This window comes from Pedobacter antarcticus, from assembly GCF_900103515.1.
In the GTDB taxonomy this organism is placed as follows: Bacteria; Bacteroidota; Bacteroidia; order Sphingobacteriales; family Sphingobacteriaceae; genus Pedobacter; species Pedobacter antarcticus.
In genome coordinates, this window is record NZ_FNGZ01000001.1 from 623,942 (window position 1) to 640,629 (window position 16,688).

Annotated in this window: 9 protein-coding genes and 1 tRNA gene; 8 read left to right on the forward strand and 2 right to left on the reverse strand. The window is 40.5% G+C overall.

Features of this window, described 5'->3' with window-relative positions; translation table 11 throughout:
• Positions 1 to 583: 583 nt before the first annotated feature.
• Complete coding sequence (locus tag BLR53_RS02610; RefSeq protein WP_037437838.1) at positions 584 to 1,078, reverse strand: D-glycero-alpha-D-manno-heptose-1,7-bisphosphate 7-phosphatase; 495 nt, start codon at positions 1,076 to 1,078, stop codon at positions 584 to 586.
• 104 nt (positions 1,079 to 1,182) lie between these two features.
• Here BLR53_RS02610 and BLR53_RS02615 point away from each other — a divergent pair, with 104 nt between their 5' ends.
• The 3 genes from BLR53_RS02615 to BLR53_RS02625 all read left to right on the forward strand — a co-directional run bounded on the left by BLR53_RS02615 (position 1,183) and on the right by BLR53_RS02625 (position 5,052).
• Positions 1,183 to 3,258: an OPT family oligopeptide transporter gene (locus BLR53_RS02615; RefSeq protein WP_074586886.1), complete on the forward strand. Its 2,076-nt coding sequence runs from the start codon at positions 1,183 to 1,185 to the stop codon at positions 3,256 to 3,258.
• A gap of 189 nt (positions 3,259 to 3,447) precedes the next feature.
• Positions 3,448 to 3,520, forward strand: a tRNA-Lys gene (locus BLR53_RS02620).
• 314 nt (positions 3,521 to 3,834) lie between these two features.
• Complete coding sequence (locus BLR53_RS02625; protein ID WP_074586888.1) at positions 3,835 to 5,052, forward strand: site-specific integrase; 1,218 nt, start codon at positions 3,835 to 3,837, stop codon at positions 5,050 to 5,052.
• A gap of 96 nt (positions 5,053 to 5,148) precedes the next feature.
• On the opposite strand, the gene BLR53_RS02630 is transcribed toward BLR53_RS02625, so the two are convergent.
• Positions 5,149 to 6,159, reverse strand: a complete 1,011-nt coding sequence (locus BLR53_RS02630; protein WP_074586891.1) for a hypothetical protein — start codon at positions 6,157 to 6,159, stop codon at positions 5,149 to 5,151.
• 593 nt (positions 6,160 to 6,752) lie between these two features.
• Between BLR53_RS02630 and BLR53_RS02635 the strand changes: the two genes are divergently transcribed.
• From BLR53_RS02635 to BLR53_RS02655, 5 genes are all read left to right on the forward strand, one after another.
• Positions 6,753 to 7,217, forward strand: coding sequence for a DUF4238 domain-containing protein (locus BLR53_RS02635; RefSeq protein WP_074586893.1), 465 nt, complete (start codon positions 6,753 to 6,755; stop codon positions 7,215 to 7,217).
• A 10-nt stretch (positions 7,218 to 7,227) separates the two neighbouring features.
• Positions 7,228 to 7,668: a hypothetical protein gene (locus tag BLR53_RS02640; protein ID WP_074586895.1), complete on the forward strand. Its 441-nt coding sequence runs from the start codon at positions 7,228 to 7,230 to the stop codon at positions 7,666 to 7,668.
• A 344-nt stretch (positions 7,669 to 8,012) separates the two neighbouring features.
• Entirely contained in the window at positions 8,013 to 8,828 is an 816-nt protein-coding gene (locus BLR53_RS02645) for an HNH endonuclease (RefSeq protein ID WP_074586897.1), read from the forward strand.
• Positions 8,829 to 8,936: 108 nt separating this feature from the next.
• A complete protein-coding gene (locus BLR53_RS02650; protein WP_074586899.1) occupies positions 8,937 to 12,698 on the forward strand; it encodes a P-loop NTPase family protein in 3,762 nt (1,253 codons plus the stop codon).
• A 123-nt stretch (positions 12,699 to 12,821) separates the two neighbouring features.
• Positions 12,822 to 16,595, forward strand: coding sequence for an nSTAND3 domain-containing NTPase (locus tag BLR53_RS02655; RefSeq protein WP_074586902.1), 3,774 nt, complete (start codon positions 12,822 to 12,824; stop codon positions 16,593 to 16,595).
• The last annotated feature ends 93 nt before the right edge of the window (positions 16,596 to 16,688 follow it).

Here is a 16,688-nt window from a genome sequence, read left to right on the forward strand (position 1 = left end):
GCTCTAACAAGACTCTAACGAGATACAACCATGGCTTTGAGTCGAGATGACTGGGTTATTCGGGTTCTGATGCAGTACTAATTGGTGTTTTTAGTCGAAACCCCGTAAATAACTCACTAGAATACACCATCTTGTGGGTTCGCTGTGGGTACGTGTGGGGTTCTTGTGGGTATGGTGTGGGGTTCAGTTGAACAAGAGTAAAAGAACAGTCAAACGAGACCCGAACAAAACATGACCAGAACCTTATTCACCAGGCCAGTTCTAGTTTATATTCTGCTTCGCTTTTTTAGAGTTTGGATTTAGAAAAGTCTTTGAGAAAAGTTCTTTCTGCGATTTTATAAAGATAAAATCTGATGCCGTCCGGGTCGGCTTCGGGTCAACCTCGGGTTAAGTTCAGGGGATGTCCAGGTTCCAGTCGAACAGCACTGCTATATGGCGCGCACAAGACCCAACCAAGGCCAGAACTAAACTTCTTCTATTTCCATTATACTGCGTTTAGTGTATAGCTTTTTCAGGAATGGACAAAAGATTGGCTTGGTTCTGGTTCGGCAGGGATTAAAAATTAATATTCTTATAGCTTTTTTTAAGAAGCAAGTACTGCTTTGATCTGGTCGTAGTCAATCTGCTCATCAGGAGCAATCAGAACGCCCTTCACTCCTGCTCCATTTGCAGCTTCGACATCTCTGGGTTTATCTCCAATCATTACAGATTGCGCAGGGTCAATATCATATTCTGCAATTGCTTCCAGCAGCATGCCTGATTTAGGTTTTCTGCATTCACATTCGCCGCTCACCGTTGGATGGTGCGGGCAGTAATAGGCATGAATAATTTCAGCGCCCTGCTCTTCAAACTTATTGAAAAGGATCTCATGCATTTCTGCAAGTGTTTCTTCTGTATAGCGGTTCAGCGCAATTCCGCCCTGGTTTGTGATGACTACCAGCAGGTATCCTTCATCATAAAACCGCTTTAATGGCGGGATCTGGTATTCCAGGACTTCAAAGTCTTCCAGTCTGCAGATATAGTCATAAATCTCATGGTTCAGGACTCCGTCACGGTCTAAAAATATTGCTTTATTCATTTTAATGGTTGGTTATGGCCGCTAAGATGATAAAAATATTAACCTCTTCAACCATCAATCTTGTTTGCCGGGCAAAAATAGATACCTTTAAACCATAATTTTTTATGATGACTCAAGACGAATTTAAACCGTTCATCCCTGCCGAAAGTAAGGTAGCTGAATTCACGATTAAATCAATTCTGCTTGGTTGCATAGCTGGCATCATCTTCGGAGCTGCTACTGTATACCTCGCCTTAAAAGCCGGATTAACTGTTTCCGCATCCATTCCAATCGCCGTTCTGGCAATTACCCTAGGTAAGAAATTTTTTAAGACCACTATTCTCGAGAACAACATTATTCAGACAACAGGCTCTGCCGGTGAATCGATCGCTGCGGGTGTAGTATTCACGCTGCCCGGCTTTCTATTCCTGAGTACAGATATCGGCGGACAAAGCTCCGGTGATGCCTTTTTCAATTATATGACTATCCTGATCCTGGCGATCCTGGGTGGTGTGCTGGGAACTATGATGATGATCCCTTTACGCCGCTCACTCATCGTTAAAGAGCATGATACCCTGCCCTATCCCGAAGGTACTGCCTGCGCCTCGGTACTCAAAGCGGGTGAACGCGGCGGAACATTCGCCCGTACTGCTTTCTGGGGACTAGGCTTCGCCATGGTTTACGCCATGTTCCAGAAAGTGTTCCATATCATCGCTGAAGCTCCGGCCTGGATCACCACCCAAACTAATAAATTCCTTCCCGCTGCACAGGTAAGTGGCGAAATTACGCCTGAATATCTGGGTGTCGGTTATATCATCGGCCCAAAGATCGCTGGTGTACTTGTCGCTGGTGGTGTATTAGCGTGGTTAGGACTTATCCCCTTACTGGCTACCTTAATCGACCCAATATTAGCTGCAAATCAATTGGTTAAATTAGGTTTGTTGGCAGACATCACTAAAGCCGGTGGTTCTGTTGGCTGGAATCCGGATATCCAGACGTTCTCGGATTATCCACTCGCAATTTACCAGGCTTATGTGAAACAAATCGGTGCCGGCGCAGTAGCTGCAGGTGGTTTTATCACTTTGCTTAAAACTATCCCGACTATCATTTCTTCATTTAAAGACAGCATAGGATCTTTGAAAGAAGGCAAAATAGAATCTGATATTAAAAGAACTGACCGCGACCTTTCACTTAAAGTTGTGGGTATAGGTAGTTTATTACTTATTATCTTAGTTGCTGTCCTCCCGCAAATTCCAAGTAACGGATTCGGTAGTAACCTGTTGATCGGTGTCCTCGTCGTATTATTCGGTGCCTTCTTTGTTACCGTTTCCAGTCGTATTGTCGGCCTGATCGGATCGAGTAATAATCCAATTTCTGGAATGACCATTGCCACGATTATGGGAACCTGCCTGGTCTTTATCGCTGTCGGCTGGACGGGTAAAGTCTATGAGCCAATGGCTTTGGTTGTCGGTGGTATGATCTGTATCGCAGCAGCAAATGCCGGTGCAACTTCTCAAGATCTAAAAACGGGTTATATTATAGGTGCAACTCCAAAATATCAGCAGATCGCTTTATTTATCGGTGTAATCGTATCTTCTATTGTGATTGGCTTAACCGTCCGTATTCTGGATACGCCTACCCCGGAAATGCTTGCACAGGGGATTCATCACGCCATTGGTACCGCAGAATATTCTGCTCCTCAGGCGACTTTAATGGCCACGCTGATTAAAGGGATGTTATCTTTTAATCTGGACTGGCAATATGTATTGGTAGGTGTGTTTATCGCAATCACTATTGAATTATGCGGTGTGAACTCCTTATCCTTCGCTGTGGGTGCTTACCTCCCACTATCCACTACCCTGCCGATCTTTGCCGGTGGTGCAATCAAAGGTTTCGTTGAATGGAAAGAGCGTAAAAAAATAAAAACGCTCGAAGAGGAAGAATTAGGCCCTGGTAACCTGTTCGCAACCGGACTGGTTGCTGGTGGTGCATTAGCCGGAGTTGTCGTCGCTGTATTGATGGTTATCCCGTCTGTGAGGGATAATTTGAGCAAAGTAAACCTGGAACCGCTATTGAGCACCTGGTTTGGGGACGGCGGATACCAGATATTAGGTGTATTAATCTTCTTATTCATGGGATTTGTGCTTTATAACATCGGCAGCAAACCAAATCCGGAAGAAAAACCACTGGATAGAGAATAAAAAAGATGCGTTTTTAACCTAAATAACATGGGTAAAGCCGGTTTTTAGCCGGCTTTATTAATTAATCTGGCTTACATTCAGGCGAATATCATTTTGTCAGCATATTAATTTGCAAGGGATGTATTCTAGTTCTATATTTGCATCACAATAAAGGAAAACGGTTGTCAAAATCGTTGAAATTTAAAGGATGATTCCGTAGCTCAGCTGGTAGAGCATTACACTTTTAATGTAGTGGTCCTGGGTTCGAATCCCAGCGGGATCACACCAAAGACTATCAAAACGTATAAACCCCTGCAATCAAATGATTGCAGGGGTTTTTGCTTTTAGGGAATTGCCAAAAATCGCACGAATTCACAAAACTTTGGTGAGTGATTCGGTGAGTAAGGCAAAACGGTTAAAATTGACTCACCGAATGGTATATAACCTTCTATTGAATAGGTTGTTATAAACTGAACATCTTGTAGAGATTTAGTCGCAAAGCTATGTTTGCATCATCGTTATCTATTGTTTTTAACGGTGATGCAGCTCTCGAACTGAAAGTCGGTTCTCGGGTTGTTTAACTAAAATCGAGAGATTATGAAAACCAATTTTAGCCTGCTTTTCTATCTGAAAAAGCAAAAGAACTATGTGAATGGAAATGTGCCGATCTACATGAGAATTACCGTAGAGGGAAATCGTGCAGAGATTGCCACCAATCGGGACTGTGATCCGAAACGATGGAACGCAAAAGGCGGCCGAGCCATCGGCTCCAAAGAAGATGTCAAGATGTTAAATACCTATCTCGACCAGTTGCAGAATGCAGTTTATTATGCCCATCAATGTATTTTCGATATGGGATTGCACATTACGGCCGATGCAATCAAATCCAGTTATTTGGGTACGCTTGCTAATTCCCATACCCTATTGGAAGCAGTCGCTGACCATAATGCAAAAATGGAACAACTTGTAGGAAAAGATTACGTTCGTGGTACATTGAACCGCTACAAGGTTCTGGAAACGCATCTGAAGGTTTTTATTCGATTAAAATATGGCGTAGTCGATATGGACATCAGAACTATTGACCAAGCTTTTCTAAATGGATTTGACCATTATTTGAGATCTGACAAGAGTTGTGCGAATAATTATGTGGTAAAAAACATCAAGAACCTTGGCAAAATTCTTCGCATCTGCATGGAAAATGAATGGATAGACAAATCTCCATTTACAGCTTATAAAGGCAAAACGAAGAATGTTGACCGCTTTTACCTGAACAAAGAGGAATTGGTACACATCGCAGGAAAAGAGTTTTTCTCGGAGAGATTGAAACAGGTACGTGATGTGTTTATCTTCTGCTGTTTTACGGGTTTGGCTTATATCGATGTCTTCAAACTGAAACAGGAAAATATCAGGAAGGGAATTGATGGCGACCGATGGATCTTTACCAATAGGCAGAAAACCAAAACAAGGTCATCGGTTCCACTACTGTCAACAGCTGTTGAGATTGTTGATAGATATTCCACCAACAAAGTTTGCCTCAATAAAGGATCACTTCTTCCGGTTCCCAGCAACCAAAAGATGAACGAATACCTGAAGGAGATTGCCGATCTGTGCGGAATTGAGAAAAAACTCACTTCGCATATTGCCCGCCATACTTTTGCCACTACGGTTACACTATTGAATGGAGTGCCGATAGAAAGCGTATCGAAGATACTCGGACATACAAATATCAAGACTACTCAGCATTACGCAAAGATTTTGGATATCAAGGTGAGTGAAGATATGGCGTTACTTAAGAAGAAGTTCGCGACTTTTTGAGAAGTTAGGCAATATTAATTGATGGTTAACGTCTTTATATGTGAGAGCGTTAATTTAGATTAAGCGGGAATAATCTCCGATCATTCCCGCTTTTCATTAATTAGATATTTCCAATTTTGCAATTGAGTAGTTCCAACCTTCGATGCCTTTAGCATTTAAGTCGTTTTTGATTTTCTCATCCAACAAATTCATTAAAGTACTTAGTTTAATTGTCTTCGAGTTTAATAGGATTCTAGTAAGCTGGTTTAAAAGTGTTTTTCGAAGCTCAGCCTTGAAATTTTCAGGAAAGAATATAACCAATTGTTCTAGTTTATCCAATTGCTCAAGAGAACCAATGTCTCTCAACCTACTATTATTGTCGATCTGAATTTTCTTAAGATTTTTTAGTCCCCTAAGATCGGGCAAAACTTCCATAGTCGACATTCCCTCAAAGCACAAAGAAACCAAACCTTCTAATGAATTAAGAAAATCATAATTAGGTATCTGCATGGTTCTGCTAATCTCAACAATTTTTAGATTTTTAGCAGTTGAAATCGCATCCAGATTTTTGTAGCTACCAAATAAGAGATTTAATTCCCTCAGATTTTTCAATCCAGTAATCAAATCCAGATTTGCAAGCTTGACTCCCCTTAAGGTTAGAATTTTCAATTCCGAGAGCTTCGCTATGCCCTGTAAGCCCTTCTTCATACCGTCAATATACAGCGATTTCAAAGATTTAAATTCGGAGATAAAACTTAAGTCAATTCTCGTTGATTTCGTTTCGCCAATGCTCAATTTTTTTAGGTTTAGCATTTTAAGTAATGGCGTAAAATCAGTGGTGAGAAATGATGTCACTGAAAGGTTACGGACGGAAGGAATATAGTCTAAAAAGCTAAAATCTACAACGTCATACCAAAAGATGTGAAGCCCAAACTGAGGGTTGCTTTGATAAAACTCATTTAAAACTTGCCAGGTCTTTCTATTGGGATTTTTGAAATTATAGAACTGTAAAGAATGAAGATGTTCTTCTCCTAGAAGTTTCGAAATGTCCGAAGTCTCCAGATCTTCGTAAATGTTTATGTTTCCACTAAAATTCCCCCACTTTTTATTCTGTTTAAACAGTCCCATTGCTTATAATTTACTTTTTTTATGGAACTCTTTACTAAATGCTTAAATATTTGTCCATACTCAAGTAATTAAAAGATTTCCGATTTGCAATCTAAAAAGATAAAGAATAAAAACGATAATAATGGTAATCAAATATGATTTAACATACTGAAAATTTTTCTGCTTAAAACCGGTCTGCTTCTACTGAAAGTGTTCAGTCTGCTGATTTTAAGAGTGTTTGATGTAGTGTCGGTACAATTTAGCAATTCGTAAAAGCTATTTTTCATAAAACATATTGCTTTAGATTTGAATTTTTACGACAGGTTTTGTTGGTGGTCATCGACGTGAAATTCTGTTGTCTTACTGGTGCTATAAAGGTTCCTGTTTTTTTTTTTGCAAAAGACATGTGTGATAGCTTTGATTAAAGATGATATTAAATCGAAAAACCGAAATGGAGGAGCGATGGTACGAGCGAAAGAATAAAATACAACCTTTGGTTGCTGTAGACATTTGGAATGAAATGAACTGGCTACTATTATCGAAGTCTACAAACATATTTGAATCGACAATATTCTAAATTTTTATATGTAAATTATCGTTACAAATTATCAAATATGAGCGAACCAGTAAGCCAGCATATTGTACCAAAATGCTACATTCAAAACTTCGCAGTGGAGAAGCGTAAAAACGAGTACTTTGTCGATGTATTATTTAATCAGGGTGAGGGCCTGAAAATCCACAGACAAAATGTAAAAAATATCTGCAAGATTCGGGACTACTATACATTTGATGATTTGCCTGAAGGCGAAAAGCGCTGGTTGGAAAGGTTTTATTCCACGCATATTGAAAGTGTCTATCATGATATCTACAAGACATTGACAAATCCAGACATACATATTATTACCTCGGAGCTGAAAACCAAAATCTTGGTATACATAATAGCCCAGGAGTTAAGGACACCGAAACTAGCAGAGGCGCTTAACTCGCTATCAAACAAAACGATTGAATATGCTTTTTTAGCGAACGAGCAATTAGGAACGGAAAAGAAGATCTACTCTGAAGATAATATTGAATTTTGAAGGCAAAACAATGGAAGAGGCAATTAAAGAAAGTGATAATTCCAATAGGCAGTCTGCAAATCTTGAAAGTGTAAGGAGGCTAAAGCATCTTGCAGAGCTAAAGATGGACTATCACATATTGGTAACAAAGTATGAGGGTATGATTTGCCTAATCTCTAGCGATCGTCCGGTTCATGCAGATTGGCCATTGTATTCTCCGGACAGCAAATTCAATTTTCCAGTAGACAGATTCCATATGGTTAGTCTTTATCCTTTTGACAAAGAGGTTGATCCGAATCATTTAAAAGTTCTAAGGTTAGAGCACAATGAACAACAATCAGCCATGTTCGTATCAGTGTACAACATGCGTCAGGTTGAAAAAGCGGATCGATACCTTTACGGTAGTAAGGATGACATTTTGAGGGCAATTCAAGAATATGATAAGCTCAAAGCTAGACATAACATTAGATAGCGTAATGAGCTGCTGCGTCTAAGACAGCTATTTAAGAAATCTTTATGTGCAGAGACTTCTTTCAGGCGCAAGACAATCTACTTGTAAACAAATTACTACTTTTCGAGTATTTTTTTCTGTATAAACATAGTTAATGATTGGCATGAGATCAGGCCTAAACTTGGAAAAATGGCCTCTACTTTCTATCTTGTTTAAAAATACCGGAGCTCAGTTCCCAATCGATCTTGTGATTAGCAAACCTATCGCTGAAATTTTTGGAATAGATCCAGATTATCCGTTTTAAAGCAGAAACAAAATTTATATAATAACGAACACAATGTTCGACAACACATAGCTATTATTTTATGGAATGTATTTTTTGCCTGAAGAAAAATGAAGCAAAGTCTATTGAGCATATTGTTTCAGAATCGCTCGGCAATACAATTTATTTGATGGAACGAGGTAGAGTATGTGACGCATGTAATAAAAGGTTTGCGAATTTTGAGCGAGAGGCATTAAGTAGTACCGTACTTTTGATGGAAAGGGCAAGGATGGGCATTCCAAATAAAAAAGGAAATGCTGCCCAGGGTGTTATTGGGAAAATAGGGATCCAGGGAAACAAAGATTTTCTTAAAAACCTAGTTACACTAGGTGGTTTGCCACAAGAGGAAATTGCCGACTGGGATCCACAAAAACAAACGTTTTCCCTTAAACTACCAGCCTTTGACAAAAATGAGGTAGCGGTCTCAAAGACATTGTTAAAGATTGGACTGGAGTCGCTTTTTACCTCCAAGAGAAAGGTGTTTAAAAAATATGACTTTACTCAGCTTCGACAGTTTCTAGATAATTCGGACCCTACTGAGTGGCCAATGGTTGTTTTTTCTGGGAAAACAATAGGAACGTTTGAAAGCATTCCAATTAATATCCACAAATATCATCTGTCTAGATTTAGGTGTTCATTACTATTTCAAGAAAAAGACTCTCGAACCCTGCTTTTTAAATTTAGCTACGGGGGCATTCATATGATGATCAATCTTCTGAATCGTGACCTTGATTGGTTAGAGGAACAACAGGCACCGGCGACACATGATACTATTTATCCCGCCCACTACAGGAAAAAATTAGAGAAGCATCTTGAAAAAAAAGCTAAAGATGTGGTTGTGGCGACAGCTAAAAAATGAGGACAAATTTTTCAAAGATGAGCCATGATGCCAAACCTCGCATTTTGATTAAAGTAACAGGTGTCATAACTTTTCCAAAAGCCAAATTTTACTTAACTTGGGTTTTAAATGCGCTTGATAGACCGAAAAGATATTGAAAACTGGTCCGACCAATTTGACTCAAAAGGATATTTCCCTTTGTTGATTTCCCGTTTGGTAAGATCTACTGCAACTGTGGGAACTTACGTGGATTTCCCTATGGGCAGTACTGTCTATATTGGAGGTTGGGATGGGATTGTAAAAAGTGACCAAGCGCAAGGATTTGTTCCTGATGGAGTTTCGCTTTGGGAATTGGGTACGGAGTCAACGGTAAAGAGTAAAGCAGATGAAGATTATATAAAGCGAACGCAAGATCCCGAAGGATACCTGCCTGCTGAGAGCACATTTGTTTTTGTGACACCACATTTCTGGAAAAAGAAAGATAAGTGGTTACAGGAAAAATTAGCTGAGGGCAAATGGAAAGACATCAGGGTATATGATTCTTCCATCCTGGCCCAATGGCTTGATCAGGCTGCCGCTGTATCAAGATGGTTTTCAGTTTTCATCAACAAGTATCCATCTGATGGCATAATAACTGCAGAAGAATACTGGCGGGAATGGTCTTTGGGATCAATCGGCCAACTTCCGCCAGAGACGATAACAGCCGGTAGGTCTATTGAAATCAATCTTCTGACTGAATTTTTGAATGGCCCGGCTGGAATAAAAGCGGTCAGGGCAGCATCTAAAGATGAGGCGATTGCATTTATTCTTGCAGCAACAAAATCTTTTGAAGAACACCCAAGGGAAAGATTTTTTTCAAGGACTTTGATTATCGATACACCGGGTAATTTCAGGAGCGTGAGGATCAATGTGAAAACGCTTAACCTTATTGCCAGGTTCGATGAGCCTCAGGCCTTATATGCCGCAGCAGCCGATGGCCACCATGTGTTGGTACCATTGGGACCGGATGATACGTTAAATCAGATAACTATAGACCTCCCCACAATTGATAGGGATGGGCAGATAGACGGCTTAATGAAGTTGGGGATTTCCCATTCAGATGCGGAACGATTTTCAAGGGAAGCTGGACGGGATATTACAATATTGAAACGTCTATTGAATTTTCCGCAGAATCGGCTTCCTTGGTTGGATCAGGGATATATTCGGAAAATCATTCCGGCAATGTTGATCGGAAGGTGGAATGCCGATAAAAAAGGGGATCACCAATTGCTCGAAGTGTTATCAGGCCTAAGCTATGTAGATTATGCTAATGATGCGCTAGGCCTGACTAAAATAGAAGAATCTCCATTGCTTAAAATAGGTGAATTATATAGAATAAAATCGCCCCTTGACATTTGGGCCGGATTGGCGAGCTTGCTTACAGAAAATGATCTGTTAAGGCTGAGGAATTGTTTCATACTCGCTTTTAAAAACGGCAACCCATTGGCCCTTCCCAGTAACGAGAAACATAAATGGATAATAGAATTCAATAAGGAGAAGATGTATTCGTCTTGGGCAAGAGAGGGCCTTGTTCAATCATTGATCCTGATTGGGATCTACGGCAACAATCTTAACTTGACCAGTGTTGGTGATGCTCAGATATGGGTAGATAATATTATTTATGATCTGTTCTCGGAAGCAAACGGAGATGTTTGGATCTCTCTTGATCGCGAGATGCCGTTACTTGCAGAGGCGGCACCCGATGCATTTCTTTCCATTATCGAGAGGTCGCTTAAAGACGATAACTCTCCGATCATGGATCTTTTTTTAGAAGAGAATGGATTTCTCCACAAGACCAGCCATCATACTGGGCTTTTGTGGGCATTAGAAGGTTTGGCATGGCTTCCAGAATATTTCGGCCAAGCCAGTCTGATCCTAGCTCATCTGTCCAGCATTGACCCTGGAGGACAGCTTTCAAACCGTCCGTTCAACAGTCTAGTCGAAATTTTCAAGGTTTGGCACTTCCAGACGCTCGCGAGTACCGATGAACGTATTGCAGTACTTGATACGATATGTCGAAACCAATATAACATCGGCTGGAAACTACTGATTACCCTTTTGCCGGAGTCGCATGGCGTAGCGCATCCCACACATAAAATGCGTTGGCGTGTATTCAAGCATAACTTTAACATAGACTATACCTATCAGGATATGTGGGATATGCAGCACAACATCATCAGGTTGTTGTTAGAATTTCATGATGGTTCAGATGCTCAGACAGCTCAGTTGATCGATAAGTCGGTCGAGTTATCTACGAATGACCGTAATAAGGTATTAGAACTGGTTTCAGCTTCTATTGGAACAGCAAAAAGCGGCTCAGAAATGAGCTGGGGAGAATTACGAAAAATTCTGTCTCACCACCGTTCACACCCCGAAACAGACTGGGCGCTTCCAGAAGATGTACTAAAAAAGTATCAGGAACTGTATGACGCTCTAGTCCCAAAGGATAGTATTGAGCAACTCAAATGGCTTTTTGATGGCTATCCGGAGTTTCCAGAAGGGAATACCTATGACGATAGGCAAGAAAACAAGGTGAACTTGAGGAGAAAAGATGCGGTAAAATCCATCATTGGACAACATGGTATATCAGCGATTGTGGAGTTGAGCAAAAAAGTGGAAGAGCCTTGGAGTCTGGGAAACGCACTTGCCCAAATATTGACCCAATATGCGGACATTGAGCGCCTGTTTGATATTGTGGACTTTAATGAAGATAACCAATCAAAATTCATTCGTAGTTTTATCGGTTTTATTGATGAGGCAAGAAATATTGATTGGATAGACCATTTTTATAAATATCTGCTCCGAAAATCTGTCAGCAATGATGTTCTAATCAAATTTTTGACCTCGGTGCCATCTTCGGGAGAACTTTGGAAAAAGGTAGAGGATTTGCCTCAGGAAATAAGGGATGGTTATTGGTTAACAATGAACCCTTGGCTATATCGGTCGACAGATGAAGAAAAAATTTCCGCAATAAAAAAACTAATCAATTACCGAAGATTTTTTACAGCAATTCAGGAAACTTCGCGCATATTGAACATACTCCCCTCTGGTTTAATCGTGGAATTGCTGGAAAGTGCTGCGACTGTCGAGGCCAGCGAACAAGGCAGGTTCGATTATCCTCTCGAAAAACTGCTTGACGAGATGCAGGAAAGAGCCGATATTGAACAGGCGCAGAAGATCAAACTCGAGTGGATCTATATGCCTGTTTTGGGTGGGCAGAGTTCAAGGCGTAAACCTGTAAATCTTCATCAGGAATTGGCAAATAGTCCGGCATTTTTTATCGAAGTGCTCAGCTTGTTGTATCGTCCTAAGAATCAGCTAGATATCCCCGAAGAGATCGACGAACAAACTAGGAATATGGTAGCCACTCGGGCCGAGTCGGCAAGGAAACTCTTGAACTCTTGGAGAGTTTTGCCCGGACAGGGAGAAAATAATGCAATCGACAGGGATTACCTGCACAATTGGGTCAAGCAGGTTCGCGATTTGGCTTCAAAAGCGGATAGAAGCGATATGGCCGATGTTCAGATTGGAATGCTTCTGGCGAGATTTCCCGAAAAAACTGAAGTCTGGCCACCGGAACCTATCAGTAGTTTAATAGAAGAACTCGATAGTGATTTCATCAGAAGAAATTTCATTACGCAGGTGTTTAATAACCACGGCGCATCTACACGTGGACCTTTCGATGGCGGAAATATTGAGAGAAGACTTGCCTCTAGATTTAATGGCTATGCTGAACAGCATAAAAGCGAGCGGCCGAAATTGAGCAGACTATTCAGGGACCTTGCAAAAAGGTATCTCTCTCGTGCAAAGGAAATGGATGATGAAGCAGAGCGTGATAGGCTCGATTACTAGGTATAGAAACTCTTAATCAATTTTAACAACAGCTGTCGCATCCTTAGAACTTTGTTCCTCAAGTAGAAGTACTTTCTGTTGTAGCCCGGAATGCTAACTTAGTCTTTAAATAACGCTTGCTTTATGAATATAGTAAAAGCCATTGAGGCTGGATTGAAAGCCATCAATCAAGCTAGGTTCCAAGATCTTGTAAATCATTTGTTGCACATTCAAGGGCGCACGTTTATAGGGGCACCTGGTTCGGTTGTAGCTAAGGAGAAGACCAGCAAAGGATCTCCAGACTCTTTTTTCAAAGACGGGGACAGTTATGTCTTCGTGGAGAGTACGACCAAGGAAAAGCTAGGGAAAGGCACAAGCTTCCATGAAAAATTGATGGGTGACATCAGGCATTGTTTTAACACGGATGAAACTGGTATAACGCCGGATCAAATCTCCGAAGTTGTGCTTGCCTGCGCCGAAACTATCAATGCAGAACAAGACAAAGAACTCAGAGACCTGGCAGCTTCGTACAATCCGCAGGTGGCAGTAACGTTGTTAAATATTCAAAACCTGCCATTATATATCTATGACTTTCCAGGCCTTTCCGAGCAATATGTTGGGGTGATTATCGTCAAAGGGGAAATCTATACCTTGCCCGATTTTCTCACGAAAACGACCAAGGGGCTACAGCCTTCGCTGACCAACGAATTTGTTGGTCGCACGAAAGAACTTGAAGACGGAATTTCTAGCCTGAATGTTGTCGATGTGCTTCTTTTGTCGGGGCCCGCAGGAGTTGGAAAGTCCAAATTGGCGATATCGGTGCTACAGGAAATGGCTAAAAGCAATTTTATACCCATAGTGATCCAGAGTTCGGCAGTCCCTCTTTGGGACGATTTTGTCAACCTGTTTCAAAATGGAAAAAATTATATCATTCTTTTCGATGATGCGAACAAATCGGCACAGAATCTGGCTTATCTTTTGGATTTCATTCAAAAACCTAAAGTTAATAGCTTAAAAGTTGTGATTACCAGTAGGGACTATGTTAAGCAACAGGTGGTTTCAAAACTCAGCAATTCTCTTTACAAAGAAATAACCCTTGGAATTTTGAAAGATGAGGAGATCAAAGAAATTATTCTAAAGGTATTGCCCAATCTGAAATACCACCCAGATATACAAAGGCGGATCATCGATCTTTCGAAGGGAAATGCGAGAGTGGCGTTGATGGCGACGCGGTCTGTTACCCCAAACGCTGCGACAAATTATCTCAGCAGCCCAGCTTCGCTGTATGAGAAATATTTCGAAAAATTGGCCGAGGAAATCTCAGCTTTTAGCAAGCCGATTACCCTACAGGCAATTGCCATCATTTCGTTCTTCGGGCTTATCAATAAGAAGGATGAAAAACTCCAGAAAGGGTTGGCTGATGGTTTTGGAATAGATTGGAACGAGCTTTGGTCTACTATAATGGAGTTGCATACCCAGGAAATACTCGATGTTTACGAAGGAGAGTTGGTAAAAGTTGCAGACCAGGTTCTGGCAACCTATGCATTTTACAAGTGCTTTTTAGACAAAGGCTCAGCAGTCATCGGCTACGGAAAGTGGATTGCGTTTTACCTGACGAATCCGAATTACGAATCCAGGATCCGCAATACACTTATCGATGTGAACAACACCTTCAATTATTCGCCGATAAAAGAATTGGTAGTTCCCCATTTACATCATGTAGCTCAGCAGATAAAGTCCGATGATGAAATTTACAAGTTCTATTCGATGTTCTGGTTCTATAAAGGTTATGATACGCTTAAATACCTAAGAGGATGGATCAAATCTTTACCCCAAGTCTCGACTGGGGGAAAATTGGCATTTCACTTTGAAAATAATGACCATACGAGATCAACCGAATATTTTGAACTTTTGATCCAGTTTTGGAGCCATCCCAATGAGTTGCTCGAACCATCCATTTCACTTGCCATAGAACTTGTAGCTACCCAGGACAATAGGCTTCCAGAATTTTTGAAGTTTATCAATGATTACTTCAGCTACAGGGTCGACGACCTGCAGATGGAATACGTAAGGCAACATAAACTGCTTGATGTTTTGGATGCTGAAAACCGTTCAAGCAAGCATAAAGAAATCGCAGACGGCGCTTTTCTGAAAATCCTCGAAATGCTTTTCGGAATTCACTTTACGCAATTTGGACCAGCTAAAGGACACGCCTTTACATATTATAACTTCCACCTGCCGTATAATCCAGCATTAGTGGCAGTTAGAGAGAAAATGCTGGTTGGACTGATTAAGCGAGCCGACTATAAAAAGTTTAATATAAACCGGGTTTTAGAGAAGATTGTATTTCCTGGTGGAAAGCTGGATAAAAAAATCTACATAGATGAACTTCCAATTTATGAGAGGCTGATTTCCGAGAAGTTTTCTACAGAGGAGTATTTGCATTGTAAGTTTGTTAAGAGGCTGGCAAAAAATATCGAAGAGGCAGGAGGTAAAAGTCCAGAATCTTGGAATGCATTCATCGGATCAGATATTATGAAACTCTACGAGATGCTTAGGCCGCAATGGGACAGATCGGGAAAAAGCGCTTTAGAACAGGATCAAGAAAGGCGAAAAATGTTTGAAGACTTTGTGATTCAGCGAAATTGGGAAGAGTTAGAATCGTATATCTACAAAATAGACGAGTTTTATGAGCAGCTCGATCTGCGCGATCGTTGGATGGTTGAAGGCAGCGCCACGGAAATATTCATTGCATCGAGACTAAAGGGGAAGGATTTCGCAATTCAAACCCTCAGACTATTTCTCAGTGCAAAGATAAGTGTACCCATCAATTCTAGGATTTGTTATTTTCTGTTGAATGATGCAACATTCAGTGGTCCAGAACTTCTGGAATTATTGGAGGAATTTGATTTCATAGGTAAAAACGTATGGCTGAGCACATTTTTTACGGCACTTCCTAAGGAGCAGGTTGATGCTGACATGTTGAATCGTTTGATCAGCTTTTTCGGTGATCAGAACATACAAGTACCATTATCTAGGATGTTGGATTTTGAGAAGTTTCAAGACACATTCTCTGGATTTCAGAAGAGCAAAGTTGATCTCGATGGATATAATATCATTAGCTACCTAACATGGCTTGTACTAGAAAAACCTACAGACAAAGTATATCTTGGTTGGAATTTTTGCCAAGATTGTGCTGCTTTCTTTAAGAAAAAATTGCCAGTGTTGAAACAGGCATACACCATATTAAAAGAAACCGAACGGAATTTCGATCATGATGGAAAAGAGCTAGAGGCCTTGCTAGAAATTGATCACAATTTTTTTGTCGAATATCTTGAAAGCACTTTTGTTGACTTTGATTATTTGACTTTTCGCTTTGAGGATATCCGTACGGACTATATCTGGAAGCTGCCAAATTATTCAGACATTATACCCAAGTCATTAGAAATTATCATAAGAAAAAGCCCAGTGTTCTCGGACATGACACACGCTGCTGTATCTTTGTTCAATTTCGACCCAGAAAATCAGGAGCTTGTCGAAAAAGCTAGACGACAGATATCGGAATATTTGGCAATAAATTATAAGGATCAGCAGAGGGTAATGATGTTGGAAAATATCGTGCTATGTAAGTATAGAACCGAATATGTTGGATTTTTGCGCGAGCTGTTGTTGTTGCAAAAAGATGTAGAATTTTTCCGGAAAATGTTTTTTAGTGCCTCTGGCGGTATAGCCACTGAAAGCTATGTGTCCACATTGCAAAATCAAATTGAGCTATGCCAAGAGATTATAGACATGATCAAAGGTCTTCCGGGTATATTGGATTACGCTGACCATGTTAATTATATGGAGCAGAAAATTATATGGATAAAAGAAAGCATTCAAAATGAGTTAAAGAGGAATTTCTACGATTTAGAATAGGTGATTTAATCTATTGATTATGTTTAACATAAATACCTGTATTATTGGTTCGACCATTTTTTTAATAGATTAAGCATCCCTCACCGTTTGCTC